This window comes from Trichocoleus sp. FACHB-6, assembly GCF_014695815.1.
In the GTDB taxonomy this organism is placed as follows: Bacteria; Cyanobacteriota; Cyanobacteriia; order Cyanobacteriales; family FACHB-T130; genus Funiculus; species Funiculus sociatus.
On record NZ_JACJOY010000088.1, the window covers coordinates 1 to 26,833 of the forward strand.

At 44.8% G+C, this 26,833-nt stretch carries 19 protein-coding genes; 7 read left to right on the plus strand and 12 right to left on the minus strand.

Going from position 1 to position 26,833, the window contains the following annotated elements:
• Nucleotides 1–222: 222 nt before the first annotated feature.
• Together H6F66_RS16645 and H6F66_RS16650 are read right to left on the minus strand one after the other, a co-directional pair.
• Complete coding sequence (locus H6F66_RS16645) at nt 223–1,734, minus strand: ABC transporter ATP-binding protein (RefSeq protein WP_190423306.1); 1,512 nt, start codon at nt 1,732–1,734, stop codon at nt 223–225.
• A gap of 159 nt (nt 1,735–1,893) precedes the next feature.
• Nucleotides 1,894–2,961 (minus strand): BMP family protein, encoded by a 1,068-nt coding sequence (locus tag H6F66_RS16650; protein ID WP_190423308.1) that lies wholly within the window; start codon nt 2,959–2,961, stop codon nt 1,894–1,896.
• Between the two features lie 267 nt (nt 2,962–3,228).
• Here H6F66_RS16650 and codB point away from each other — a divergent pair, with 267 nt between their 5' ends.
• The 6 genes from codB to H6F66_RS16680 all read left to right on the plus strand — a co-directional run bounded on the left by codB (nt 3,229) and on the right by H6F66_RS16680 (nt 10,601).
• Nucleotides 3,229–4,518, plus strand: coding sequence for a cytosine permease (codB, locus tag H6F66_RS16655; protein ID WP_190423310.1), 1,290 nt, complete (start codon nt 3,229–3,231; stop codon nt 4,516–4,518).
• Nucleotides 4,519–4,627: 109 nt separating this feature from the next.
• Nucleotides 4,628–5,587: an isopenicillin N synthase family oxygenase gene (locus H6F66_RS16660; RefSeq protein WP_199295453.1), complete on the plus strand. Its 960-nt coding sequence runs from the start codon at nt 4,628–4,630 to the stop codon at nt 5,585–5,587.
• A 202-nt stretch (nt 5,588–5,789) separates the two neighbouring features.
• Entirely contained in the window at nt 5,790–6,902 is a 1,113-nt protein-coding gene (locus tag H6F66_RS16665) for a BMP family protein (protein WP_242019317.1), read from the plus strand.
• A gap of 102 nt (nt 6,903–7,004) precedes the next feature.
• The gene (locus H6F66_RS16670) at nt 7,005–8,495 is read left to right on the plus strand and encodes an ABC transporter ATP-binding protein (protein ID WP_242019318.1); all 1,491 of its coding nucleotides are present in this window, start codon (nt 7,005–7,007) and stop codon (nt 8,493–8,495) included.
• 19 nt (nt 8,496–8,514) lie between these two features.
• Complete coding sequence (locus tag H6F66_RS16675; protein WP_347269396.1) at nt 8,515–9,591, plus strand: ABC transporter permease; 1,077 nt, start codon at nt 8,515–8,517, stop codon at nt 9,589–9,591.
• A 41-nt stretch (nt 9,592–9,632) separates the two neighbouring features.
• The gene (locus tag H6F66_RS16680) at nt 9,633–10,601 is read left to right on the plus strand and encodes an ABC transporter permease (RefSeq protein ID WP_190423311.1); all 969 of its coding nucleotides are present in this window, start codon (nt 9,633–9,635) and stop codon (nt 10,599–10,601) included.
• 100 nt (nt 10,602–10,701) lie between these two features.
• Here H6F66_RS16680 and H6F66_RS16685 read toward each other — a convergent pair whose 3' ends face one another.
• The 9 genes from H6F66_RS16685 to H6F66_RS16725 all read right to left on the minus strand — a co-directional run bounded on the left by H6F66_RS16685 (nt 10,702) and on the right by H6F66_RS16725 (nt 20,639).
• A complete protein-coding gene (locus tag H6F66_RS16685; RefSeq protein WP_190423313.1) occupies nt 10,702–12,696 on the minus strand; it encodes an iron uptake porin in 1,995 nt (664 codons plus the stop codon).
• A 269-nt stretch (nt 12,697–12,965) separates the two neighbouring features.
• Nucleotides 12,966–13,667 (minus strand): isochorismatase family cysteine hydrolase, encoded by a 702-nt coding sequence (locus tag H6F66_RS16690; RefSeq protein ID WP_190423315.1) that lies wholly within the window; start codon nt 13,665–13,667, stop codon nt 12,966–12,968.
• A gap of 188 nt (nt 13,668–13,855) precedes the next feature.
• Nucleotides 13,856–14,215: a cupin domain-containing protein gene (locus H6F66_RS16695; protein WP_190423317.1), complete on the minus strand. Its 360-nt coding sequence runs from the start codon at nt 14,213–14,215 to the stop codon at nt 13,856–13,858.
• A gap of 71 nt (nt 14,216–14,286) precedes the next feature.
• Nucleotides 14,287–15,855 carry an ABC transporter ATP-binding protein gene (locus H6F66_RS16700; RefSeq protein WP_190423319.1) on the minus strand — a complete coding sequence of 523 codons (1,569 nt, stop codon included), beginning with the start codon at nt 15,853–15,855 and terminating at the stop codon, nt 14,287–14,289.
• Between the two features lie 52 nt (nt 15,856–15,907).
• Nucleotides 15,908–16,591 carry an isochorismatase family cysteine hydrolase gene (locus tag H6F66_RS16705; RefSeq protein WP_190423329.1) on the minus strand — a complete coding sequence of 228 codons (684 nt, stop codon included), beginning with the start codon at nt 16,589–16,591 and terminating at the stop codon, nt 15,908–15,910.
• Nucleotides 16,592–16,754: 163 nt separating this feature from the next.
• The gene (locus H6F66_RS16710) at nt 16,755–17,135 is read right to left on the minus strand and encodes a glutamyl-tRNA amidotransferase (protein WP_190423332.1); all 381 of its coding nucleotides are present in this window, start codon (nt 17,133–17,135) and stop codon (nt 16,755–16,757) included.
• Between the two features lie 64 nt (nt 17,136–17,199).
• A complete protein-coding gene (locus tag H6F66_RS16715; RefSeq protein WP_190423333.1) occupies nt 17,200–18,120 on the minus strand; it encodes an ABC transporter permease in 921 nt (306 codons plus the stop codon).
• 57 nt (nt 18,121–18,177) lie between these two features.
• Entirely contained in the window at nt 18,178–19,287 is a 1,110-nt protein-coding gene (locus H6F66_RS16720) for an ABC transporter permease (RefSeq protein ID WP_190423335.1), read from the minus strand.
• Between the two features lie 167 nt (nt 19,288–19,454).
• Nucleotides 19,455–20,639 carry a BMP family ABC transporter substrate-binding protein gene (locus tag H6F66_RS16725; protein WP_190423337.1) on the minus strand — a complete coding sequence of 395 codons (1,185 nt, stop codon included), beginning with the start codon at nt 20,637–20,639 and terminating at the stop codon, nt 19,455–19,457.
• Nucleotides 20,640–21,038: 399 nt separating this feature from the next.
• Here H6F66_RS16725 and H6F66_RS16730 point away from each other — a divergent pair, with 399 nt between their 5' ends.
• A complete protein-coding gene (locus H6F66_RS16730) occupies nt 21,039–24,845 on the plus strand; it encodes an NB-ARC domain-containing protein (protein WP_190423339.1) in 3,807 nt (1,268 codons plus the stop codon).
• Between the two features lie 252 nt (nt 24,846–25,097).
• Here the strand turns inward: H6F66_RS16730 and H6F66_RS16740 are convergent, their stop codons facing one another.
• Nucleotides 25,098–26,819, minus strand: coding sequence for a M23 family metallopeptidase (locus H6F66_RS16740; RefSeq protein ID WP_190423341.1), 1,722 nt, complete (start codon nt 26,817–26,819; stop codon nt 25,098–25,100).
• Nucleotides 26,820–26,833: the final 14 nt, after the last annotated feature.

The following is a 26,833-nucleotide window of genomic DNA, read 5'->3' on the forward strand; positions in this document are numbered from 1 at the left end:
AGAACTTTAACTAATGCGACTGCCAAGGTTAATCTTTGTTTTATTCGCTTGATGATTAAGAGGCTTGCAGCACCTTCTTAGATATCAAACTTAGATGTCAAATGGGTTCTATATATCCAACCGAGAAAACCCGCCTAAAAATTTTCGGCACTCGGCAAACGCCGATGAGGAACGTAAGATAGAAAGCTCATAATTTGCATATCCACTAATCTATTGAAAAATTTATCTAGAAATACCTTTTAAATTACCACCAGTCATTAAGTAACCAACTTGTTCAATCGTGCAAGTAGCAGCATCTAAGATATCAACAAATTGGCCTTCATACATAATAGCAATGCGATCGCTCATCGCCATAATTTCTTCTAACTCTGTTGAAATATAGAGAATTGCCGCACCTCGTTCTCGTTCAGCTAACAAGCGTTGCTGCACATATTCAGTCGCGCCCACATCCAACCCGCGTGTAGGTTGCATGGCCACAATTAAACTTGGTTTACCAGAAAGTTCTCGTGCCAAAACTACTTTTTGTTGATTTCCTCCCGACAATTGACTAACTTTAATAGAGTAATTTTCGCCCCGGATATCAAAATTTTGCATCGCCTCCATAGCACGATGATTAATCGCCTCATACTGGAGAAACCAGCGACGACAAAACGGCAGAAATTTAAAAGTCTTAAGAATGAGATTTTTGGCAATACTAAACCCCATCACCAAGCCCATTTTCTGCCTATCCTCTGGAATATAAGCTGTAATTCTTTTTCCCCGTCTTTCCTTGGCGTTCTTTGCGTCTAAAGAGTAGTTCGTTATTCTACCCGAAGTAATAGCACGCAAAGAAGCGATCGCATCCGCCAATTCCCTCTGTCCATTCCCATCAACGCCAGCAACTCCCAGAATTTCGCCCGCACGAAGTTGAAAAGATACATCTTTTACAACCGGAAAATTCCGCTCATCCTGCACCTGTAAATTTTCAACTTCTAACACCACTTCGCCAGAATCACGCGCGGATTTATCAACTTTAAATAAGACCTCTCTACCTACCATCAATCGGGCTAATTCCTGACTGTTGGTATCTGAGGTTGTTGTTGTCGCCACCACCGCACCCCGCCGCAACACGGTGACAGTATCGCAAAGATTAATTACCTCTTCTAATTTGTGACTGATAAAAATAATCGTGCGTCCATCGGTTGCCAACTGACGCAAAATAGCAGCTAAAACTCTCACCTCTGGCGGCGTTAGTACCGCAGTTGGTTCATCTAAAATCAGCAGTTTTGCTTGGCGGTAAAGTGCTTTAAGAATTTCAACCCGCTGCTGAACTCCTACAGGTAAATCTCCGACTTTGGCTGAGGGATTTACATCAAGATTGTAAAAGCGAGACATTTGCGCGATCGCTTGACTTTTTTTCTTTAAATCCAACCGCCAATCAAACTTGGTTCCCAGTATAATATTTTCTGTTACTGTCAACTGCGGCACTAACATAAAATGCTGGTGAATCATCCCAATACCGTGCGCGATTGCAGCGCTTGCAGAGTCAATCTTTACTAACTTGTCTTGCAGGTAAATATCCCCGGAATCAGGCTGATAAAGTCCGCAAAGGATATTCATCAAAGTAGTTTTACCTGCGCCGTTTTCCCCCAGTAACGCATGAATAGAACCGCGATTAACATTCACGCTAATGTTATCATTAGCAATAAAATTGCCAAAACGTTTTGTAATGCCATCAAGGCGTAAATAAGTCATTTTTTCCTCGTCACTGGGCTGCCGCCTAGTAATGCTTTCAGCAGACTCCAGCCTTCAGTATAGAACGAAAGGCAGAGCCTCTTATATATGCGTTCCCAGTCCGCCATCTGGGAACGAGAAAATGTTTAGCCGCGAGTTATATTCGCCCTGACATCTATATTACGCTTGTTTCACGCAACGAGTATCTTTCCCCCCATTTTTGCAAGCTTCAAACGTAACTTTTTTAGTTAAAATTGCATCTTTTGTTTGGACTACTTTCTGCTGCAAATCTGTTGATACTGCCTCATTGTATTTCCCAATATAAAGAATATCCGGTTTTTCCAAACCAAGAGTGTAAATTTCCCCTTTGAGATTACCTTTTACAGCGAGATCGGCTAAGTATGCGATCGCTAAATCAATTCGCTTCACCGCACTGGTTAACACCGACTTCGGCGCAACCTCCAACTGATCCGCTGTATTGCCAAAGGTGTAAACTCCCTTCTCAGCAGCAGTTTGCAACACCGCTGGCGAAGCATTATCCAACCACTGATAAATTACATCCACCCCAGAAGAAATTAACGCCAACGTTGCTTCCTTCGCCTTAGCAGCATCGTTCCAGTCACCTGTATAACTTGCAGCTACTTTAATATCAGGCTTAACCGACTTTGCACCTAACTCAAATCCCCGCAATTCTTCATCAGTTGCTTGAAAAGATTGGGCAGCAAGATAAGCCATTTTATTTGATTTTGACATCGAGGCTCCCAGGATGCCGCACAAATAACTTGCTTGCAGGTGATCTATCCGCAAAGATGCCATATTTGCCCCTGTCACCGCACCATTGACACCCACAAAAAAGGTCTTGGGAAATTGTGGTGCTACCTGTTGAATTGCCGCATCAAATTGTCCGCCATGAGCATATACTAAGTTGTAGCCGCGTCGCGCAAAATCTGATAAAGCTTCTGCCTGATCTGCTTGTTCTACTTTCTCAACATAAGCGGTTTCAACTCCTAGTTTCTCCTTAGCAGTTGTCACACCTTGATAACCTGTTTGGTTCCAAGCTTTATCAGTGATAATTCCTGGCAGTACAATAGCTGTCTTGAAATTTTTAACATTATCCACAACGGCAGAATTTTCTGCTGTCGGTGTTGTGGAATTTTGATTAGCGCTACAAGCTTTCAGCAGTAAGCTGGTGCCAAAAGTAGCTGAACCATAAATGAGAAAGTCACGCCGATTATACCTGAAAGCCATGTTTTTTCCTCCTACTGAGCTGGTAGCGATCGCGTCTAAGATTTAGGAACTTGAGTATTGCACTAAAACAAAATCGTGTATGTCACCATTATTTAACTGAGTTAAGACAAAATAAGCATTGATGTAGTTAAATTAATACTTCTGTAGTTACAGATGGTATTCTGATATACATTTAACCGTGTCAGAGACTGCTGAAGTTAACTAGGATACGGATCGGCTGCGCGATCGCCTTCAAAATAACTTAATTAAGCATTACCTATTAGTTGTATGAGTACCACCTCAGAACCAGAGTTAGTACAATCGCAAGCCAATGAAGATTATCCCCTAAGCGCCGTTCCCCTAGAGGCGCGTAAATCTTTTTGGTCGTTGGCTCCCCTGCTGATGGGTTTTACACTATATTCGGGGACTTTATTCGCCGGGGGTTTAGTTGGCCCCGCCTACCGCTTTTTTCCCGATTTAGTAGGCTTGATTATCATCGGTAACTTAATTCTTGGTGTCTACGCCGCCGCACTCAGTTACATTGCTGCCAATACGGGACTTTCTACAGTTCTGATGGCACGTTTTAGTTTTGGTAGCATTGGTTCCCGCTGGGTAGATTTTATCTTAGGATTTACGCAAATTGGCTGGTATGCGTGGGGTTCGGCGCTAATGGCGGAGTTAGCAAATAAGCTGTTAGGAATTCCGACAGGATGGAACTGGTTAATTATCCTATTTTTCACCTATTTTTTCTGTTCCACCGCTTATATTGGTTATCGGGCGATGGATTGGCTTTCACGCATAGCTGTTCCCGCGATGCTGATTTTGATGTTTTGGAGTTTAGTGATCGCACTCGGTAAAGCCGGCGGTTATGATGGTTTGCAAGCTATTGTGCCATCAAAACAGCTAGGAATTGGCGAAGCTTTAACAATTATTGTCGGCACCTTTGTCTCAGGCGGAACTCAAGCAACTAACTGGAGTCGCTTCGCTAAAAATGGTAAAACAGCCGCAATTAGCACTCTAGCAGCTTTCTTCTTTGCTAATGGCTTTTTAATCTTTTGTGGTGCCTTCGGCGCATTGGTTTACGGCAACGAAGATATTGTACAAGTAATGGCACTGCAAGGATTATTATTTTGGGGTTTAGTGCTGTTGTTTTTGAATATGTGGACAACTCAAGATAATACTATTTATGCTTTTTCAGTAGCAGGCGCTCATATGTTTCGCACCAACAAGCGGACTGCTTTCGTATTGGGTGGTGCGACAGTGGCGCTAGTTTTGGCTTGGGGTGGTATTTATAATATGCTAATTCCTTACCTAATTCTACTCGGAACCTTCATTCCTCCAATTGGCGGTGTGGTGATGGCAGATTATTGGTTGCGTCATCAGGGTGAGTTTCCATCTTTAGAAGAACGGCAACCCGCGTTTAATTGGGCTGGGATTATTGCTTATGTGTTAGCCAGTGCGATCGCATACATTGCGCCGGGAGTTAAGCCTGTTAACGGCATTATTACGGCGGTAATTCTCTACTTTGTTCTGAGCAAGATTATTCCCCAATCTTCGTCAAAAAAGGCAATTTATTGATTTTTGAAGTTAGAGTTTTTGCAACCATTATTGCGATTGGACGCGGCTGTATAATCTCTAATTCGCCTGCGCTAGACGTATATTATCATATCTGCAAGACAATAAAACGATGACGAAAACATTGGTTGATATTCCTATCATTGATTTTGAACCTTTTCTCAGCGGTGATGCCGAAGCGCGGCAAGCTGTTGCTAGACAGATTTATCATGCTTGCCATGAAATCGGATTTATGTACCTAAATCCGGGAATACCAGCAACGTTAATAAACAATTTGTTTGCTCAAACTAAATTGTTTTTTGATTTACCATTTGATGTAAAAAATAAACTGGCGTGGGTTGATAAATTCAGCAACCGCGGTTATGTTGGTGTAGAGCGAGAACGCCTCAATCCGGATAAGCCAGGAGATTTGAAAGAAGCATTTAATGTAGGGAAAGAAGTTAATCCTGAAGAAATTTCAAAGCAGGATAAGTCTTCTTTAATTATGAATCAGTGGCCTGTTGGAGAAGACAAGTTTCGCCAGACGGTTTTGGAATTTTATCAAGCTTGTGCTGAAGCTGCTGATAAAATATGCCAAGCATTTGCGATCGCTCTCGAATTACCAGAGTCCTTCTTCGCTGACAAGCACGAAGAGCAAAATTATACTCTAAGGCTACTTCATTATCCCCCACTGGAGCAAGTAGTCAAACCCGGACAAGTGCGTGCTGGCGAACATTCCGACTATGGCAGTTTCACCTTACTATTTCAAGATGAAGTCGGCGGTTTAGAAGTTCGCACTGCTGATGGCGAATGGATCGCTGCACCCTACATTCCGGGTACTGTTGTCGTGAATACAGGGGATTTGATGCAACAGTGGACGAATCACGAATTTTGCTCCACCAAGCATCGGGTAATGGTTCCCAGCGATGATAGAGTCAAGCGATCGCGTTATTCCGTTGCTTTTTTCTGCCATCCCAACAACGACGCGGAAATTGCCTGTATTGAGAGTTGTCAAGGAGAAAATCGTCCCCCACTTTATCCACCCATTTCAGCAGGAGACTATCTCCTGAGTAGATTACAAGCAACCTACTAAAGAAAGTGAAAAGTTGTAGAGAGGCGATATTTAGCAGTCCTAAATGATTTGTGAAGGCGAGATCCCCAACTTCTTTAAGAAGCCGGGGATCTGAAGGGTTAGCACCTGCATTGCCATTTCCCTACAGATGTATTGCACCCAACCGTTGAATTGCTATAGATGCTAGCAATCGCAATTTTTGTAACCTGGCATACAATTATAAATGCTGCACTTTGTCAAGCTAACACCAGTGGATTTGGGCAGTACAATCGGGCAATCAATGATACCTTTAATGCAACTAAAACAAATTAGACAAATTCTTGGCAGTTTATCTTTAATAATTCCCCTGACGCTGATAGCTAGTTGTACTCAACAGCAAACCTCTCAATCCCCAGCACCCACAACAGAAACACAGGCGAGTCCTACCGCCGACAGCACAAAGCCTCGGTTAGCAATTGTTTTGGGTGGCCCTGCTAACGATGATTCTTGGAATGAAGCAGCCTACAATGCAGCTGAAAAACTCAAAGCTCAAGGCTATGATGTCGCTATCTCTGAGTCTGTTGCTGATGCTGATATAGCGAGAGTTTTGCGCCAGTACGCTGAAAAAGGCTACAACGTGATTATCGGGCATTCCTATAATCACGGAGATGCAGTATTTCAAGTAGCCAAAGAATTTCCTAAAACTAATTTCGCATGGGCAGGCGCTGTAGGCAAAACATCGGAAAATGTCGCCGACTACGACCAACCTTTTTATCAAGGTGCTTATATGGTTGGTTTAGTAGCAGGAAAACTCAGTAAAAGCGGTAAATTAGGAGCGCTTTACGGCTTTGATATTCCAGCTTGTCACGCAATGGGACAAGCGATGTTAGCAGGTGCCAAAACAGTCCGTCCCGATGCTACGCTGACAGCTACGGCGGTGGGAGACTGGTACGATATTGCTAAGGCCAAAGAGGCAGGAACCGCACAGGCAGAAACGGGAGTAGATTACTGGATTGGTTGCGGTCAAGCGCCAACTTTGGGAACAATTGAAGCAGCCAAAGCAAAGGGAGGCTATGCTACAGGTTATGTGGGAGATATGACTGCTTTGGGTCAAAATGTGGTTGCTGCTAATGTGCTGTGGAATATGGAACCTATCTTTAAGCAGATGTTAAATGACACAACATCTGGGCAATTTGCTAACAAGTATTATCGGCTTTCCGTTGCTGAAGATGTGGTTCAGGTGAATACTAATTCCACCGTCAAAGATAAGTTGGGAGACGAAACTTTGAAAAAAATAGAAGAGACGCGCCAAGAAATTTCTTCAGGTAAACTCAAAGTTCCGTTTGTGCCGAAATAGCGATATGCACCCGCTTTCCTCTGCGCCCGGTCGCGTCTGGGGTAGTTAATTGCCTTAACAACATTCACGGAGCAAATAGGACTGCTATAACCATTAGCAATTATGCAAACTCCTGTAGTAGAAATGCGGGGCATTACTAAAAAATTTCCTGGTATCGTTGCCAACGATAGCGTGAATTTTGACTTGCAATTAGGGGAGATTCATGCTCTTTTGGGAGAGAATGGGGCAGGGAAAACCACGCTGATGAATATTCTCTGCGGCTTGTATGAACCAGATGAAGGGGAGATTTTGCTGGAGGGAAAATCGGTGCAATTTCGCTTTCCGGGGGAAGCGATCGCATCCGGTATCGGCATGGTACATCAACACTTTATGCTGGTGGAAAGTCTCACGGTTGCAGACAATTTAGTTTTGGGACAATCTGGGCAGCCGCTAATCCGAGAAAACCCGAAAAAACTCCATCAGCGTCTGCGAAACTTAGCAGAACAGTATGGCTTACAAATCGATCCAGCAGCCGAAGTTTGGCAGCTATCGCTGGGAGAACAGCAACGGGTAGAAATTCTCAAAGCTATCTATCGAGGCGCGAAAGTATTAATATTAGATGAACCTACAGCAGTTTTGGCTCCCCAGGAAGTAGAGGGATTTTTGCAGACATTAAGAAATTTGGCTGCTGGGGGTACATCAATAATTTTCATTAGTCATAAATTAAATGAAGTCTTGGCAATATGCGATCGCGTAACTGTACTGCGAGATGGACGCACAATTACCACAGTGTTAACATCTGCATCAAATGAGCGGGAATTAGCTCATTTGATGGTAGGACGAGAAGTTAATAAAGTTATCAGAATTGAGAGACAGGCCCAATCCCCAGTCCCCAATCCCCAATCCCCAATCCCCAATCCCCGATTAATAATGCGTGATTTGTGGGTAGAAAATGACCGAGGATTGCCAGCATTAAAGGGAATAAATCTCGCAGTTAATGCCGGAGAAATTGTGGGAATTGCTGGAGTCGATGGTAACGGACAGCGAGAATTAGAGGAAGCGATCGCATCTTTACGCCCAATACGTGGCGAAATAAATCTAAATGGCACCCTCGCCCACATTCCCTCAGACCGTTACACAATGGGGTTAATTCCAGATTTTAGTGTTGCTGATAACTTAGTGTTGCGGGATATTCAAAAGCCACCATTCAACAAAAAAGGCTTACTGCGTCCAGCTGCAATTATTCGCCACTGCACCCAGCTAGTAGAACGCTACCTGATTCGCACCCCCAGCCCTCACACCCACGTCGGGAAACTCTCCGGTGGAAACGCGCAGAAAGTAGCGATCGCTAGAGAACTTTCGCGCAGTCCTCAAATTGTCTTAGCCGCCCAACCAACGCGGGGATTAGACATTAGCGCCATTGAGTACGTACATCAACAACTAATTGCCCAAAGAGATGCAGGTGCAGCAGTGTTACTAATTTCCACAGAACTCGAAGAGATATTGAATTTAAGCGATCGCATTGCGGTACTTTACGAAGGCGCGATCGCGGGTATCGTTGATGCTAATGCCGATGTGCGCCACTTAGGATTAATGATGGCAGGAAAACATTAAAAATTAAACAGGAGCAAGAGTGGTAATTGAAAAATTAAAAGAAAACACTAAAAAGAAACACAAAGAAAAACCATCTTCTTTTTTGCCTCTTGCTGGTTGGGCAAATCGCCTGAAGCCTTTCTTCGGCGCAATCCTAGCCCTCGCCTTGGGAGGAATATTAATTGCCCTAACTGGAGTTAATCCCTTAAAAGCCTATCAAGTGATGGTGTTTGAGGCATTTGGGGGAACTCGCCAACTTACAGAAACAATTCTCAAAGCCACACCCTTATTAATTATTGGCTTAGGGCTAACAGTTGCCTTCCGCAGCAAAGTTTGGAATATCGGCGCAGAAGGACAGTATTATATCGGCGCATTATGTGGCAGCATTGTCGCCCTAACACTGCCCAACTTATCTCCTTGGTTACTAATTCCCCTAATGCTAATTGCAGGGGGAATTGGCGGAATGCTGTGGAGTGGAATCGCCGGATTGCTGCACATCAAGCGGGGCATGAATGTGATCATCTGCACCCTGATGTTGAATTATATTGCCATCTTGCTAGTTCAGTATGTCGCCCGCAGTCCCTTAAGAGATCCGAATGGTTTTTTGCCAGAGTCAACGCAATTTAGTGCAGCAGCACAAATTCCAACCTTGTTTGGCGGACGGCTGCATCTGGGCGTAGTGCTGGCGCTAGTGCTGGTACTGGTAATATACATTTTGCTTTGGCGCACACCTCTGGGATTTAAGTTGCGGGCAGTTGGTTCTCGCGCCAGCGTCGCCCGTACAGCTGGAATGAATGTCACGGGTAGCATTCTCACCGCCTTGATGCTGAGTGGCGCACTGGCTGGCATTGCTGGGATTATCGAGGTAAGTTACACCTACACGCGCCTGAAGGGGAACATTTCTGGAGGTTATGGGTTTAGCGGGATTCTGGTAGCCTTACTGGGACAGTTGCATCCAGTCGGCGTGTTAATTGCAGCTGTGTTGTTTTCTGCTTTGACAATTGGGGCAGAAGGGTTGCAAGTTTCCTTGCAAGTGCCAGCTGCCGTTTCCCAAGTGATACAAGCGCTAGTGGTGCTATTTGTAATTGTCGGGGATGCGATCGCTCGCAACAAGTAAAAAGGCCCAAGAAACAGAGAATTCTTTTATTTTTTACCTTTATGCCTTGGGAACAAATTCTCACCTGGAGTTTCCTAATTGCCTTAATAGCAGCAGGTATTCGCCTCGCTGTCCCCATATTACTCGCCGTATTAGGAGAAATTATTACCGAACGTGCGGGAGTGTTAAACCTGGGATTGGAAGGCGTGATGCTAGTCGGAGGACTGGCAGGCTTTACAGTTGCCTACGGACTGGAGAACACTGCAAAACTACCGCTTATCGGCGCTTGGGCGGGTTTGGGTGCAGGACTGCTAGCAGGAATGTTGATGGGGTTGCTAATGGCAGTAATGACGGTGACATTCAAAGCCGACCAAGTAGTAGCAGGAGTCACAATGGTACTGTTTGGTCAGGGATTAACAACCTATCTCTACCGACAGCAGTTTGGTTCCCTGACGGCGCGAGTTACAGGTTTAGTAGATTTGCCGTTGCCAGTTTTATCGCAGATTCCCATCATCGGTGAGTTGCTGTTTACCCACAATGTCATGGTTTATATCAGCGTGGCATTGGTTTTCTGTTGCTGGTTTCTCCTATTTCGGACTCGCTGGGGCTTACAAATTCGCGCCGTCGGGGAAAATCCCGCCGCCGCCGACACCTCCGGAATTAATGTAGAACGCACCCGCTATGCAAGCTTATTGCTGGGTTCAGCGCTAACAGGTTTGGGTGGCGCAGTCCTGACAGTTGCCCAGCTGCACATATTCCGGGAGGGAATTACCGCCGGACGCGGTTGGATAGCTGTTGCTTTAGTATTCTTTGCCCGTTGGCGACCTGCGCGGGCCCTTTGGGGGGCGTTGCTATTTGGCATTGCCGATGCCTTACAGTTTCGCATACAAGCATTAGGTTCAAAGGAGTTGCCTTATGAGTTTTTGCTGATGCTGCCTTATGTTCTTACATTAGTGGTGTTGTTGCAACGTACCCCTCGCAGTGATGTTCCCGCTGCTTTGGGCGTGCCGTATTTTAAGGGGAAACGTTGACACTAGAAAAATTGTAGATGGGGTTTTGCGATCGCGAAACCCAACCTACTTGCTTGCGGGGTAGGATGCTTTTGTCAAAGGCAATAAGGACTAAACAAAACTAGAAGCTAAATTGCGTTCGCAAGTTACCCACATAGATATTGGGGTTGTCACTGAAGTTGTTCGGGTTGCCAATGAAATAAAAGGCGGGAACAATCGCTATATTCTGAGTTATGGGGAAGAAATATGCGGCTTCAACCTCATACTGAACGCCACCATCACCGCCACCAGCAGCCAAGAATCTACGACCATCCAATACGGAGAACGGTATCAGGTAAGATATTGTTGCCAATGCACCTCTTCTACCTAAATCGGGGAAAGCAAGCCCTAATTGCAAAGACTGGGCGTTAACATCTCCACCGCCACGACCTGGGGTTTTGGGGTCAATGTTGGTACTCCCGTAGCTATACCGTCCAAAGACACCAATACCACGGGTAATTAACCAATCAAAGTTTAGTCCAAAGGTGTGCGCGATCGCATTATTAATCGAACCACCAAAACCATCATCAGCTACTCCATAAATTGGTTCTCCCGGCGCACCACCAATTCCAAATCCAGTGATGTTGCCATTTTGGTCGAAAATCGGGAAAGACGGGTCAATATTGGAATAGTTGTAAATCAACCTGAGATTAATTCTCTCAGTAGGCGAGAAAGTTAACTCAGCAGTAGCGGTGTTAGTAGGACTAAATACACCTTTGCGCGGGTCGGATGCGGTGTTAAATATCCCACTGGGTAAAAATTCATCACTCTCACCTAAATAAGCAACGCGCAGCTTGAACTGCCGATTAATATCCCACAAAACAGCTGCACCTGCACCCCGGTCAATGGTATTTAATAAAGTGCTGCCGTTAGAGTTAAAGCTAGTTGCACCCGTTAAGAAAAAGCTGAAAGCATTGTTGTCAAAGTAGCGATACCAGTTAATCCGAGGCCCTACCACTACCTGAATATTCTCCCTGAGAGGGAAGCTGTAAAACAATTCCCGCAAGATGACATCATTGTTGTTTCCTTGAAGTCCCGCCGTCTGGTCAAGAAATGGTGTTCCAAATGTGTTGTAAAGTCCCGCAGAAGCAAAGACGTTAGCTGGTGAATCTCCATTACCCGCAGCTAACTGAGTAACCAAGCTATCTCTACCAGTAAAAGATGTTTCCAGCGTTAGCCACACCAAATTGCTAAGAGTGATATTAGGATCGTCTTTTATTTTTTGCTGAATTGGTCTGAAATTCGCATCTCTTCCGGGACTTCTGAGTACCAAAGGTGTAAGCGAACCTGCTGCTTCAACTGTAATATCGTCACTAGCAGAGGCTCCAGTAACATTAAACCAGGCAAGACCGCTGAGTTTAGTAGTAGTAGAAAACTGATTTTCTTCTAAGAATTTGGTGCGACCTTCCAAATTATCCACGCGAGTGCGTAGCGTTGCTAATTCTGTATCAAATTCACTAATTAATCGTTGCAGTGTCGTTAAATCTTCTTTGGTGACAAAATCAGCCGTACTAACGGCAATTAATTTCTCAATTTGCTGCAAACAAGCATTTACACCAGCAGCAAATTCATAGCGACTTAAAGCTCTATTGCCGCGAAAGGTACCATCAGGATATCCTGCTATACAACCGTAACGTTCTACAAGACTCCGCAATGCTTCATACGCCCAATCTGTCGGTTGCACGTCTCGCAATTGTGAAACATTGGTAACTTGTTCCATCGCTGGATCGATGTTTTCCTCTTCCGACTCCAAATTAAAATTGGTAGGGGAATTTACATCATCAATTGGCAATGGTTGGGCTACATTACCAGCAGGAGTAACCTCTTCTAATGCGGACTGCGATATTAAACTTTCTGGAATATCTGTATCAATTTTTACTTCATTTACCGTAACGTCGGCAACCGAGGTAACTTCATCAGTTGTTGATGCTTCCGGTGACGCGCCAGCCTGTTGAACTTCACTTGCGATCGCTGGCGATGGCACGAAAGGCATTACAGCGCTAGAAAGTAACAAACCCAACCAGAAATTACTTGCAAGCGATCGCAGGTAGTCGCAGGTAGTTGCAGCCTTAACCATAGTTCCTCACACCAATTCAACCTCCATATATTGTTATCAATTTTACAAGCTTAATTATGTAACCTAAGTAACAATGCGTAAAAATAATAAGCGATCGCATATAGTTCAGAGAATATTGCAATCCTCGGTAGAGTTCAGATACCCGACTTCTTAAAGAAGTCGGGTATCTTGCTTTCACGAATCATTTAGGACTGCTATAGCAAAGTTAGGAGTTATTAATTCATAACTCCTAACTCTTAACAAATTCCAAATCATTGTAGATAAATACGCTAACTCCTGATGCCTAACTTTTCACGCGGTTTCCACTTTTCCAAAGCTTGGAAAATATTCGCAGCAGGTGCAGTCCAACCAACAATTCCACCTTGAGCGCGAATCATTTCCAAAGTGGATTGTTGAAAATCAGGAAAGTAGCTTTCCGTCGCATCTTCTACCAGCAAACACTCATAACCTCGGTCATTCGCCTCGCGCATCGTCGTCTGAACGCAAACTTCAGTAGTTACCCCAGTCACCAACAGATGAGTAATCTTCTTTTCCCGCAGTAATGACTCCAAATTAGTATGATAAAAAGCACCCTTCCCTGGTTTTGGAATCACCGTTTCACCAGGTAAAGGCGACAATTCTGGAATAATTTCATTTCCCGGTTCTCCCAAAATTAAAATGCGCCCCATAGAAGCAACATCGCCAATTCTTAACTTACCTTGTCCTCGATGCAACTTCGATGGCGGACAATCAGATAAATCAGGTTTATGACCTTCAACCGTGTAAAAAATCGGCAGGTTTCGCGCCCGAAACGCGGACAATAATTCTCTTAAAATCGGGACAATTGCCTGTAGACGGCTGACATCATTTCCCAAAGCATCCCCAAAGCCCCCCGGTTCCAAAAAATCTCGCTGCATATCAATAATTAACAGCGCCAAACCATCAGAGGTAGGCAATTCATAATCGTAAGGTAAAGCAGAAATTAATACCATAATTGAAGGATTGCTAATTGAATGATTGCTAATAGGTATAGCGTTTCTCAGTTGGGTGGAATATATCGCGATTCTGACGTTCGGACCACCTTGGTAGGAACATGGCATTGCGGTAGGGACATGGCATTGCCATGTCCCTACAGATGTATCGCACCCAACCCTTGAATTGCTATAGTAGAAAAATCCCATTACCCATTAGCTACTAAAGAGACAGGCTTCTCCCAAATTGCCAAAACAATGCAACCAGACACGCTAATAACACTGTGATTACTGCTAGGTGGATTAATCACCAGAGTTCCCGCCTGATATTCGCCATTTTGGTCAGTTTGCGAACCAGATAAGACGAAGATGTGTTCAAACCCCGTGTGATCGTGTTTTGGAACACTTGCTCCCGGCTGATATCGAAGCAAAGCAGCAGCAGCGCCTTTACCATCTCCATAAAGTCGGTAAATATCAACACCAGGGTGGAAGGGTTCCCAAAGCAAATCATCCTGTCGCGTGGCGATATTGAGTAAATCCTTGAGGAGCAATTGGTTGTCATTGGTCATTGGAAATCGGGGATTAGGGATTGTTCAAAAGCTATTAGCCATCCAGACCTTAGCCAAAGATTAATAACTATTCAATGTCCTGCCATCCGCTTACCTAGTTCGCTAAAGTCAGCATCTTTTGTCTCACTTTCATAAACAAATTTTCCTTCACTGACTACCACAATTCGGTCAGTTAATTTCAGCAATTCATCCAAATCTTCGCTCACCAACAACACCGCTACGCCGCGATTTCTCGCCTCAATAATTTGACCGTGAATGAACTCCACAGCCGCAAAATCCAGTCCAAAGCAGGGATTAGCAGCAATTAGCAACTTAATATGTTCAGCAGAAAGTTCCCTTGCTAAAACAGTGCGCTGCACGTTTCCCCCCGAAAGATTGCCAACAGGCGTTTCTGGCGAGGGTGTTTTCACTGAAAATTGACTAATTAAACCCTTAGCCGCATCTCGAATAGCGTTAAGGACAAGCAACACACCCCCTTTAGCTTGCGGCGCACGGTCAAACGTCCGCAGAGCCATATTTTCTGCTACGCTCATGTGAGGCACGCAGGCATTGCGTAATGGTTCTTCCGGTAACGCGAAAACTCGATGACGATACATTTGCGATCGCGTTGCGGTATAAACTTCCCCATTCACCAAAACTTTTCCTCCGGTAGCCTCCCGCTGTCCCGCCAGCACCTCCACCAGTTCCCGCTGACCATTACCAGAAATACCAGCAATACCCACAATTTCCCCACTGTGGACTGTCAGATTTACCCCTGCAACTGCCTCCAGTCCATTATCTTTATTAGCATGGATATCTTTAATTTCCAGAACTGGAGTTATAGAGGGGAATACTATCTTTTCAACCTGTTGCGTTTCCCGCTTTTCACCCATCATCATCTCAGACATCTCTGAGACAGTTAAATCCTTCACTCCTCCAGAACCCACAAGTTTACCTTTACGCAGTACAGTTATTTCATCCGCAAAAGCCATCACTTCGCGGAATTTGTGGCTGATCATCAATACGCTTAACCGTTTCGCCGTCACTTCCTCCCGCAATAACCCCAAAACTTCATCAGCTTCTTGCGGAGTCAGCACAGAAGTAGGTTCGTCTAAAATCAAGATGCGACTCTGAAGATAAATTTGTTTGAGTATTTCTAATTTCTGTTTCTGTCCGGCGGCTAATTGAGTAATGGGGATGTCTAAAGGAACCTGAAAAGGAGCTTTTTGCATAAACGCATTTAAGCGATCGCGTTCTTGTTTCCACTTAATTAGGTTGGAATTATCGAAGCGAGATAAAACTAAATTTTCAGCTACAGTCATAGCAGGTACAGAGGTAAAGTGTTGGTAGACCATACCTATGCCATATTTGTGAGCATCGCGGGGGCTGTCGATGGTGCGAGTTTTTTTATCAATTAACACCTCGCCAGAAGTAGGAGTGTAGAAACCCATGATGCACTTAACTAGGGTACTTTTCCCCGCCCCATTTTCCCCCAGCAAGGCATGAAAAGTTCCCGGTTTTAGGTGCAGCGAGACGTTATCTAAAGCGGTAAAAGTACCAAATTGTTTGGTCATACTCACCACTTCTAGTTCGGGTGGCGGCTCAGAATATTGAAGTTTAGATTTTAAATTTTGGATTAAAGAATCTGTTGCTTCTGTCATTGCGGGTACGCCTTAAAGTTGGGTTTTAGACTTGTTAATTAATAACTAATAACTATTCCTCAATTGCCTCGATAAATGCCCATGAATCTGCAACCGCTCCAAAAACGCCGCCTTGCATTTTAATCATCTTCAGCGCTGCTAGATGGTTGCCGTAGTCGGTGGCACCTGTACAATCAGATAACATGAGGCATTCATAACCTCGGTCGTTAGCGTCGCGCATCGTAGTATGAACGCAAACATCTGTGGTAATTCCTGCTAAGACAATATTTTGGATGTTTCGGCGTTTTAGTAGTAGGTCTAAATCTGTGGCATAAAATGACCCTTTTCCCGGTTTATCGATAACAGCTTCTCCGGGAATTGGCGCGAGTTCGGGAATAATTTCCCAACCTGGTTCACCTCTTACTAAAATTTTTCCACAGGGGCCGGGGTCGCCAATTCCGGCTCCAATTTGGCGACTGCGCCACTGTTTATTTTCTGGCAAATCTGACAAGTCGGGTCGATGTCCCTCGCGGGTGTGCATTACGTGAAAACCTTTTGCACGCACCGTTTTTAAGACTCGTTTTATCGGCTCAATTGGTGCGCGAGTCAGGGATAAATCGTAGCCCATCTTGTCTACATAGCCGCCATGTCCACAGAAATCACTCTGCATATCGATGATTAGCAGAACGGTGTTTTCTGGGCGCAATTCGCCGTTGTAGGGATAGGGATAGGGGTCTGCTTCAACAAATTTGCCCATAGTATATATAAGAAGGAATAAACTGCATTAGCTCTCGCCATGCGCGTTAGCGATAGCGCTTAGAAAAGAGGAAGAAGAAAAACGAACCGCACAGATTCTCCCGGACGCAGAGAGAAGACAAGTTTTGACAGAAGCCGGATAAGCAATTTAATGTTTTTGCTTTTTACGTTTTTTTGTATTCCCGCCAACCACCCCATTTAGTAATTTCTTGTCTGTTTTCGCATAGGTAAGGTTCTGCTAAGACTCCGAGAACTATTTCACCATCCCAAAGGTGGATTTTACCGATGCACAATCCGGGAGGTTCTTGTAATAAGATTGTGGACAGGCTAGGGATAGGAACTTCCCAAATTTCGAGCGCGATCGCGTTCCCTCCAGTCGTCACTCGCAGCATTGCTGGATAGCTGTCATCAATTGACCAAAGCCTATATGTTGGTTCTGTGATGGACTCTCTCACAAATGTTGCTCCAACTGCTAGGAGATTCCCATTTAACTCTAATCCCCTCATCAATGTTCCATTGACTGCCAAAGGTATAGCTTGTTGCATCCTGTTTTCCTAAATGCTAATAGAATAATCAAGGGTTATTCTATTAGCATTTAGCTCTTAGAATTTATTGTCCTAATGCTCCTGGCGCACCCGTCAAAGTTCGTTTTGGCGAACAGGTTATGATCATAATTAGCAGCGTCAGAATGTAGGGAGAAGCATTGAATAAGTAGTAGTAAGAATTTATCCCAACTGATTGCAAAGCCGGGCCAATCGCTTGCGCTCCTCCAAACAATAAAGAAGCATACAAACATTGAACTGGGTTCCAACGGGCAAAGATTACCAGTGCTACGGCCATTAAACCTTGACCGCTAGAAATACGCTCGTTCCAACTACCAGGGTAGTAAAGTGATAGGTAAGCGCCACCAATCCCTGCTAAACAACTCCCGGCAATAATGCAGATCATTCGCACTTTGTTGATAGAAATTCCCATCGCTTTAGCCGCATCAGGGCTATCGCCAACTGCGCGGATGAATAAACCCCAACGAGTTGATTTAAAAAACCATTGCATCAAAGGCGCGATCGCTACCCCAAACAAAAACAAAGGACTGATTTTTAAAGCTGATTGTATCGCTGAAATACTGCTCCAAGTTCCTAAATCCATAGTCGGTAATTGTGGTGCGGAAGGTTGAATAAACGATTTACCGAAGAAAAAGGCAATACCACTACCAAAAATAATCATCGCAATGCCAACAGCAACATCATTTACCCTTGGCTGTTGAGAAAGCCAAGCATGAATAAAACCGAGTACCATTCCCGCTAATCCTGCTACTAAAACCCCTAACCAAGGCGAACCAGTCAGATAAGAAATAGCATAAGCACTCATCGCGCCTGTAAGTAGCGTTCCCTCAAGTCCCAAATTAATTTTCCCGCTTTTTTCCGTCAAACATTCGCCCAAAGATACAAACAGAAACGGAGCGCTTCCCCGCAAAGTTCCTGCTGCGATCGCTAACGGTACACCCCACCAGCCTAATGCTTCTGTAGTCATTTCTAGATTCCTCCTACCTACTAAACCTTGGCGTTACGAGAGCGTTAAAAAATCTCTTTAACTAGGAATTGGTGCTTGCGGATTCGGAATTGGAGGTAAAGAATCTGTTCCTTTCCCAGGTTCCCTTTCTTTGAACATTGGCAACCGTCCATAAAGCGATTCGCTATACAGAACTACCAAAAAAACTAACCCTTGAAAAACTAAAACAGTTGCATCTGGTAAATTATGGGCTCGTTGCAAAATGCCCCCACTGGCAAGAATACCGCCGAGTAAAATTGCCACTAAACTTGCAGCTAACGGGTTATGTCGAGCAATAAATGCTACCAAAATCCCACCGTAACCATAGTTTGCATTTAGGGATTCGTTAGCTCTACCATGCACAGCAGCTACTTCCACCATCCCAGCTAACCCAGCACACGAACCAGCCAAAAAACAAATTGCCATAGTCAGCTTACCTACCGGAAGTCCAGCAATTCTAGCGGCGCGGATATTACCTCCGGCGGTGCGGGCGGCAAAACCGAAAGTGGTACGCTGAATCAGGAAATATGCGATCGCACACGCAATCAACCCATAAATCAAACCGTAGTGAACTCGCGTTCCGGGGATACTCCCAATCATGTTGATGTCAGCAATCGGGTAGCTGGAAGGCTTATTTAACGAACTAGGATCGCGCATCGGGCCGCCGACTAGATGATTGAGGAGAGCGATCGCTATATAATTCAACAGCAAACTACTAATCGTTTCATTCACAGCTCGGTAGTGGCGTAAAGCTCCCACCGCCCCAATCCACAAACCACCGCAAATTATCCCAGCCAGCGCCATCGCAATTTGCACAATTGTTGGCGGTGCAGTAGACAAGGCTAAACCAGCAGCTACAGCCCCCAGTCCCCCAACTACCAGCGCCCCCTCATTACCAATAATTACCAGTCCCAAACGAGCCGGAAGCGCCGTACAAAGGGAACTTAGCATCAAAGGAGCCGCCCGTAGCAGAGAATTCTGAAAAGAACGCCAACTGCCAAAAGCTGCTTTGTAAATTGAAGCATAGACGGCGAAGGGATTAGCCCCCGCCAATGCACAAAAAATTCCAAACAGTAACAATGAGAAAAATAAGGCGGCGATCGGAATGCAAATTGCTTCTATCCCACGCCAATTGCGACGGTTAATCATAAACTCCTTCGCTAATTGCTAATTGCTAATTGCTGCTTACACCAATTCACTTTTTTACTGCTACGCTTTAGCTGTTTATTTCCCCCTTAAACAGAGGTTAGGGGGATTTCATCCGTACACTCACAAATAGGAAATGCTATTACAATTAACCATCTTGACCTAACCAGTTAACTGCTGACACTACCGAGAACTCCTTCCGCCAACCAATTCATCTTTTCTAGTTCCCCGTCCTGCTGTTTTAAATCTTTACCTGCGGGAATGACAACTTTGCCTGTATTGTCTTTAATTCCACCCTTGTAAACCACCATGCTGCCCTCCATAAACTTCTCTTTAGCCGCATCAGCATCCTTTTTTGCATCCGCAGAGACGACAGAACCGTAAGGCGACAATTTTAAAAAGCCTTCCTTCAAACCACCGCGCACTAAATGCGGAATTCCCCCATTCATCAAAGTTTTGCCAGCCTTGATCATTTGGGCATAATCTGAATAAAGTTTCGCCCAGTCCCACTCCGCACCCGTCAAATATCCTTTAGGTGCTAACGTGGCTTGATTCGCGTGGTAGCCAGTACAGAAAATACTGCGTTTTTCAGCCGTTTCCATGACGACTTTCGGGCTATCTACGTGACAGGTGAGTACATCAATACCCTGGTCTGCCATACTATTAGCAGCTTCCGCTTCTTTAACGGGAACCGCCCAATCTCCGGTGAAAAGTACCTGGGTCGTAATCTTCGGATTGACGCTGCGTGCGCCTAATGCAAAGCTGTTAATATTGCGGAGTACCTGGGGAATTGGCTTAGCAGCAATAAAGCCTAATTTGCCAGATTTGGAAGTATGAGCAGCCACGATACCTGCTACATATTCAGCTTCATCAATGTAGCCATAATAGCTGCCAACGTTCTTGGGATGTTTCCCTTCTTCATAACGTCCGCCGCAGTGGAAAAATTGAACTTCTGGATACTCTTTGGCAAGTTTCAAAATATGCGGATCGTAGTAGCCAAAAGATGTTGGAAACAGCACCGTTGCGCCATCCTGTTCAATCATGTTCCGCATCGTTTCTTCTACTGATGTAGTTTCCGGAACGCTGGCTTCTTCAACGGTTTTTACCCAATTTAATTTAGCAACGCCTGTTCTCCCTTCAGCATGAGCTTGGTTGTAGCCATAGTCATCTTTTGGCCCCACATAAATAAATCCCATGACTATTGGCTTGGCTTCTCCACTTGAGGTGGCTTGAGTTTCCGGTGCAGAAGAACTGCATCCAGTCCCAAATTTCGCTGTGATACCAAATGCTGTGGTGGCTAATATTCCGCGAATGACTTGACGGCGGGGTAGGTGGAAAGACTTTTTAGCGTTCACTGTTCTCTCCTGCGCGAATGTCTGTTGTCAGTTGTCCGTTGTTGCTTGCGTCGCTTACTAATGGCTGCTGACTAATAGGTTATTTTTGTTTAGTCTTGCTTTAAAAAAGAGTTTAGCAGTGTTCGTCAATTTTAAAGGTTCGGAAAAAGTTCGTTAAAGGTTACATCCATCTGCGAAAAATGTAATCAAAGTAACAAAGGGCAGGTTAAGAAAACTCTAATATCTGCATCTAAGCAAAAAAACAAAGCATTTCCAGGGATAGTGCTAAATAATCAAGCAGGCTGCGGACAGATAAGGAAAATATTGAGGTGCCTCAATTTAAGACAGGTGCAAGATATAAATTCACCTTTGTGAAATAAAAACTGAATCAAAAATTACTTTTTTGCTTTTTTAAATTTTATGAATACTGAAGAAGCACTGCTATTTGTTGAAAAAGCCTTAAGCGAAGAACGTTTAAGCAAGCTGCAAGTAACGGTATTTCGGTATGCCTGGGAAGAACAATCATATCAGGACATTTCGAGGAAACTTGGCTATGAGGTTGGTTATCTCAAGCAGACGGGTTCCCAGTTATGGCAATTGCTTTCTAAGGCGTTTGGGGAAAAGGTGACTAAAAGTAATGTGCAGTTAGTTTTGAAGCGAAAGGCGCGAGTGGGAGAGAAAGAGAAAACCAATTCCCAATTGCCAATCCCCAAAACTGACTGGGGTGATGCGACGGATGTATCAGTTTTGAGCGATCGCACTCAGGAACTGGTGACGCTGGAACGCTGGATTTTAAGCGAAAGCGTCCGCTTTATTGGTTTGTTTGGTATGGGTGGAATTGGCAAAACCTCTTTATCGGTGAAGTTAGCCAAACAAATTCAGCACCAGTTTGAGTATGTTATCTGGCGCAGTCTCCGTAATGCGCCACCAATTTTAGATTTGTTGGCAGATTTGATCCAGTTTCTTTCAAATCATCAGGAACCTGATTTGCCAGAAACTCTGGATGGTCGCATCTTGCGTCTTTTGGATTACTTACGCTTAAGTCGTTGTCTTCTCGTCTTGGATAACGGCGAGACGATTATGCAACCAGGCGATCGCAATAGTGGCTACCAACCTGGGTATGAAGGTTACGGTCAGCTGTTGCGATGCGTTGGGGAAACCAACCATCAAAGCGTTCTGGTGTTGACGAGTCGGGAAGAACCTAGAGGAATCGCTGCAAAAGTTGGGGAAATAAGCCAGATGCGATCGCTACGATTAACTGGTTTATCGACTTTTGCAGCACAAAATATATTTAATGTCAAGGGTAATTTTTCAGGTTCAGAGTCCCAATGGAAAATCTTAATCGAACACTATGCAGGCAACCCTTTAGCTTTAAAAATGGTAGCACCCGTCATCAAGGATTTCTTTGATGGCAGTATTGGCGATTTTCTCGAAGTTCTGGGCCAGGGAAGCTCAGTTTTTGGCGATATTCGGGATTTGTTAGCACGTCAGATCGAACGCCTGTCAGAATTAGAGCAACAGGTGATGTATTGGCTGGCAATTGACCGGGAACCAGTTACTTTATCAGAATTACGGGCGAATTTTGTTCCCCAAGTATCGCTGGGTAACTTGCTGGAGGCGCTAACATCTCTGGAAAGGCGATCGCTTATTGAAAAATACCGCACCCAGTTTACCCTGCAACCAGTGGTAATGGAGTACATGAGCGATCGCTTAATCGAACAAATTTGCCAAGAAATTGGGGGTGAGGACTGGGGACTGGGGACTGGGGACAAGGAGGACAAGGAGGACAAAGAAGCTTTTCCGAAGTCTACCCAATCCCTCTTCCCCAATCCCCAATTACCCCTTGGCCTTTTCAAAAGCCATGCTTTAATCAAAGCTACGGCAAAAGACTATATTCGGGAAACTCAAATTCGCCTAATTCTCAAGCCAGTTGTAGATAAGCTGCTAAATGTCAACAACACTGGAAACTTGGAAGACAAATTTAGACAACTTTTATCTAACTTACGCGGCAAATCTCCCAAAGAAACAGGTTATGTCAGCGGGAATATCCTAAACCTACTTTGCCAAATTTCCTCAGACTTGAAAGATTGGGATTTTTCTCATCTGACAGTTTGGCAGGCATATCTATGTCACGTCAATCTGCATCAAGTTAACTTTGCTGGTGCGGATGTGTCTAAATCAGTTTTCACAGAAACCTTCAGCCAAATCTTATCTGTAGCTTTCAGTCCAGATGGCAAGTTATTAGCGACTGGCGATGTCAATCATGAAATTCACGTTTGGCAAGTAGAGAACAGCAAACAATTGCTAACCTGTAAAGTAGATTCTGGCTGGATTTGGTGCGTTGCATTTAGTCCCAACGGTCGTCTTTTGGCAAGCAGCGCCAATCGAATTGTCCAGCTGTGGGATGTGAAAACCGGGGAATGTCTATATACACTAGAAGGATATACCGACCGGGTGTTTTCTTTGGCATTCAGCCCCGATGGTCGTCTTCTCGCCAGTGGCAGCGAAGACCACTTAGTGCGAGTATGGGATGTGAAAAAGGGTGAACTCGTCAGCACTTTGTCAGGACACGCCGATGAAGTTCGTTCTGTTGCCTTTTCTCCACAAGCATACTCAAATACTCCCGCTTCAAGTCAAAACTCAAGAGGCGATACATCGCGTCTCTACAATTCAAAACTCTTACTTGCCAGTGGAAGTTACGATTGTACCGTGCGATTGTGGGATGTGAGTACAGGTGAGTGTGTGAGAATTTTGCAGGGACACACTCAAAGAGTTTGGTCAGTTGCTTTCAGTCCCGATGGTTGTGTCTTAGCGAGTGGAAGTAGCGATCGCGCTATCAAACTTTGGAATGTCAGCAACGGAAACCTTCTAAAATCCTTAGTAGGACACTCCAAACAAATCCGAACCGTAGCTTTTAGTGCTGATGGACAATTTCTCGCTAGTGGTAGCGATGACCAATCTGTACGACTCTGGAATCAGCGTACAGGTGAAGTCTTGCGAGTTCTCAAAGGCCACACTAGCTGGATTTCATCTGTCGCCTTCAGTCCCGATGGCGGTCTTTTGGCGAGTGGCAGCGAAGATCGGTCTGTGCGATTGTGGGATAGTCGCACCAATCTCTGTCTCAAGACTTTGCAGGGACATAGCAATGGAATTTGGTCTGTAGCTTTCAATCCTAACTCTCCTTACCAAGGGGAGTTAGGGGGGATCATTGCCAGTGGTAGCCAGGATCGGGGGATTCGGTTTTGGGACGTTAAAACTGGTAAATGTAGAGACGTTACAAGTAACATCTCTACACAAAGACACACCAGCTGGATCTGGTCTTTAGCTTTCAACCCTCAAGGTTCAATTCTCGCCAGTGGTAGTGAAGACCGGACAATTAAACTCTGGGACACCCGGACAGGAGAACATCTGCGAACTCTCAAAGGACATACAGATGCAGTATTTTCCGTCATCTTTAGTCCCGACGGACAAACCCTTTTGAGTGGTAGTCTCGACGGAACCATCAAAATCTGGCATATCCCCCAAGGTTTCTGTCGCCAAACATTACAGGGACACAATGGCGGCGTTTGGTCAATTTCCCTAAGTTTAGATGGGCAAATCCTCGTTAGTGGCAGTCAAGATCAAACCCTCAGACTTTGGGATGTCCGCACAAGTCGCTGCATCAGCACTTTGTCGGGACATAATAGTTGGATTCGTTCTTGTGCCATCAGTCCGGATGGGCAAACCATCGCCAGCGGTAGTGCTGATGGAATTGTCAAACTTTGGCACGTCAATACAGGGAAATGTCGCCAAATTTCAGCACACACTGGCCCAGTTTTGTCAGTTGCTTTCGATCCTAATGGGAAAACCTTCGCCAGTACTGGTGCTGATGCAGTAGTGAAACTCTGGGATGTTTCGACTTTGCAGTGCTGCCATCTCCAAGGACATACTAAATGGGTTCGGTTTCTCGCCTATAATCCTGATGGGCAAATCCTCGCCAGCTGTAGCCAAGATGAAACAATTAAACTTTGGGATGTTAGCGATCGCTGGTCAAAAACAATTAACAACGGACAACGGGCAACTAACAGTAAGTGCATTCAAACGCTACAAGTTCCTAGACCCTACGAGGCACTGAACATAACTGGCGTTACTGGTTTAACAGAAGCGCAGAAATCTACACTTAAAATGTTAGGGGCTATTGATGAAAGCCTTTTTGTTGATATTCCACAGCTTGCCACACTTAGCTAACTTTAAAAGCAGTGTAGATAGTTGCCCTCTGTGTCGCTACTTATTAATAAATTAGACAGCAATATACTGCTTAGGGTTGTTCCTGCGCTGATTGTCTCACCGTTTCAACATCTAGCTCTAAAATCTCTGGTACTTGCTCCATACTTAATCCTTTTTGTAGTAGCCGAAGCATAATTTCTAACTTAGCTTGTAGCTGACCTTGCTCAAAACCCTCCTGGCGACCCTCTTCTAAGGGTTCTTGATAAACTCTGGTTATTTATTAGATGGTTTAGGCGACTTTCCAGTTAACACCCACGATAATTGTCCTTTGTTGGGAGAGATTTTCCTGCCCGTTTTCAAGTCGCGCACCTGGAAATGTAGATGCGGGCCAGTGCTGCGCCCTGAGTTACCAGTACCGCCGATAATTGACCCAGCATCTACCTTAATCTTGGGGCCATTGGTAATAGATTTGCACCAAGATAGATGGAGAGCATCAAACTTCAAAGACGGAAAAGATGGAGAGGTCATCGTTGCCACCAGCCCCCCACCATTAGCATCTATCCAACACCACAAACCTGTCTTTGTTCCAGGTCTACCAATGGCGTAGACCGGTGTATTCATGGGAGTTCCCAAGTCTACTCCGCCATGAAAATGTACTTTTCCCGTGACCGGGTGAACCCGTCTGCCATAAGAAGATGTTACTCCATAACCTGCAAGATAATCGCCTCTTTTGGGTGTCTTTTTCAGGTTTGGTGTCCACTGATCAATGCTGGAAAAAGCCGTCCCATCCGTAACTTTTTGGGCGTTCGATTGTTGGGCGGGCGAGATGGGAACTTGTTCTACGAAAGGGTCAAATAGAAGTACAGGCGAGTTATTTGCTGCGTTTTGCTCTGTGACGTTTAAATCTATCTGGTTTTCATCGGTAGCGATCGCATCTTCACTAGATACCATCGTCGATGCAATGGGAACCGCTTCCACAGCAGGTTCAAAGCTTAAGGCTACAGAATTTGGATCGCTAGGCTGTTGTAAAGAAGGCAGGTTTACTGAAGATATCTTTTGGCGACTGATATTATCGGAAGAACTCGCCGCTACACCACTTTTCTGTCTTTCTTCACTTTTGCCTTTTACCGCCTCCCCTTTTGAAGGAGGTTGGGGCGATCGTATTGTAGCCTTCTGAATGTTCTGCCTTAAAGCTTTGCTAACTATTTTGACTCGCCGTTCTTGATCTAGAGCAATGCAATTCCATCGCCATGATTCTGAGTAAGGAGGATACCCGATAAGTCGGCTTCGATAGTAAGGTTCTCTAGTGCAGATACCAAATAGTCCACTAGCATCAAGAACTCCATTTTTCCTACGGAACGCTTCGACTCGTGCGTATGTATACGCACGCCTTCCCTTGAGTCCTTTATTCAAAGCTTTCTGGTATGCCGAAGCAAACTTGGGGCCAGCAGAGTTAGATTGGTTCCACAAATCAGTTCCATTTACCAAAGCTTCAGTGTGGGCTGATGCGTCAATTGAGAGTGCTTTGAGTCTTCGTTCTGTGGATGCTCCTTGACGTTGCAGTGCCTTGAGACAACGCTGATTTGCCTCTTGCAAAGTTAGATTTTTGGCGCGATTCCAGCTGCAAAATCCCCTATTTACAACATGGTTGCCCGGATCTGTGTGACCAAAATACAAGGATGTGGTTTCGCCAGTCAGAGTGAAGTTGCCCTCTGCGGCTCCTATAGCGATGCTACCAGGAGATTTTTTAGTAGCAAATAGCTTTGATGCAGTTTTGGAAGCGATCGCATTTAAGTTCTCTGCATCATCACTCGTCGTATCAGTCTTAGCTGTAGGTTCAGTAGCCTCAACCCCAAAATCTAGCGTGACAAGCGTTGGGTTAAAAGCAACACTTTCTGACATCTCCTCAGATAGCACCTTTAAACCTACAGCAGCTTGACTTCCCAGCAGCAACATTAAGAAACTGCCCATCAATTTAGCAAAATGAAATTTCATAGCCCTGTGTAATT

What these genes read in the sequence shown, in the direction of transcription:
- H6F66_RS16695 (WP_190423317.1), bottom strand. Translation starts at nt 14,215, where the DNA reads ATGACCAATGACAACCAATTGCTCCTCAAGGATTTACTCAATATCGCC.
- H6F66_RS16705 (WP_190423329.1), bottom strand. Translation starts at nt 16,591, where the DNA reads ATGGGCAAATTTGTTGAAGCAGACCCCTATCCCTATCCCTACAACGGC.
- H6F66_RS16660 (WP_199295453.1), top strand. Translation starts at nt 4,628, where the DNA reads ATGACGAAAACATTGGTTGATATTCCTATCATTGATTTTGAACCTTTT.
- H6F66_RS16710 (WP_190423332.1), bottom strand. Translation starts at nt 17,135, where the DNA reads ATGCAACAAGCTATACCTTTGGCAGTCAATGGAACATTGATGAGGGGA.
- H6F66_RS16665 (WP_242019317.1), top strand. Translation starts at nt 5,790, where the DNA reads ATGCTGCACTTTGTCAAGCTAACACCAGTGGATTTGGGCAGTACAATC.
- H6F66_RS16650 (WP_190423308.1), bottom strand. Translation starts at nt 2,961, where the DNA reads ATGGCTTTCAGGTATAATCGGCGTGACTTTCTCATTTATGGTTCAGCT.
- H6F66_RS16715 (WP_190423333.1), bottom strand. Translation starts at nt 18,120, where the DNA reads ATGACTACAGAAGCATTAGGCTGGTGGGGTGTACCGTTAGCGATCGCA.
- H6F66_RS16685 (WP_190423313.1), bottom strand. Translation starts at nt 12,696, where the DNA reads ATGGTTAAGGCTGCAACTACCTGCGACTACCTGCGATCGCTTGCAAGT.
- H6F66_RS16730 (WP_190423339.1), top strand. Translation starts at nt 21,039, where the DNA reads ATGAATACTGAAGAAGCACTGCTATTTGTTGAAAAAGCCTTAAGCGAA.
- H6F66_RS16690 (WP_190423315.1), bottom strand. Translation starts at nt 13,667, where the DNA reads ATGGTATTAATTTCTGCTTTACCTTACGATTATGAATTGCCTACCTCT.
- H6F66_RS16700 (WP_190423319.1), bottom strand. Translation starts at nt 15,855, where the DNA reads ATGACAGAAGCAACAGATTCTTTAATCCAAAATTTAAAATCTAAACTT.
- codB (WP_190423310.1), top strand. Translation starts at nt 3,229, where the DNA reads ATGAGTACCACCTCAGAACCAGAGTTAGTACAATCGCAAGCCAATGAA.
- H6F66_RS16680 (WP_190423311.1), top strand. Translation starts at nt 9,633, where the DNA reads ATGCCTTGGGAACAAATTCTCACCTGGAGTTTCCTAATTGCCTTAATA.
- H6F66_RS16670 (WP_242019318.1), top strand. Translation starts at nt 7,005, where the DNA reads ATGCAAACTCCTGTAGTAGAAATGCGGGGCATTACTAAAAAATTTCCT.
- H6F66_RS16740 (WP_190423341.1), bottom strand. Translation starts at nt 26,819, where the DNA reads ATGAAATTTCATTTTGCTAAATTGATGGGCAGTTTCTTAATGTTGCTG.
- H6F66_RS16720 (WP_190423335.1), bottom strand. Translation starts at nt 19,287, where the DNA reads ATGATTAACCGTCGCAATTGGCGTGGGATAGAAGCAATTTGCATTCCG.
- H6F66_RS16645 (WP_190423306.1), bottom strand. Translation starts at nt 1,734, where the DNA reads ATGACTTATTTACGCCTTGATGGCATTACAAAACGTTTTGGCAATTTT.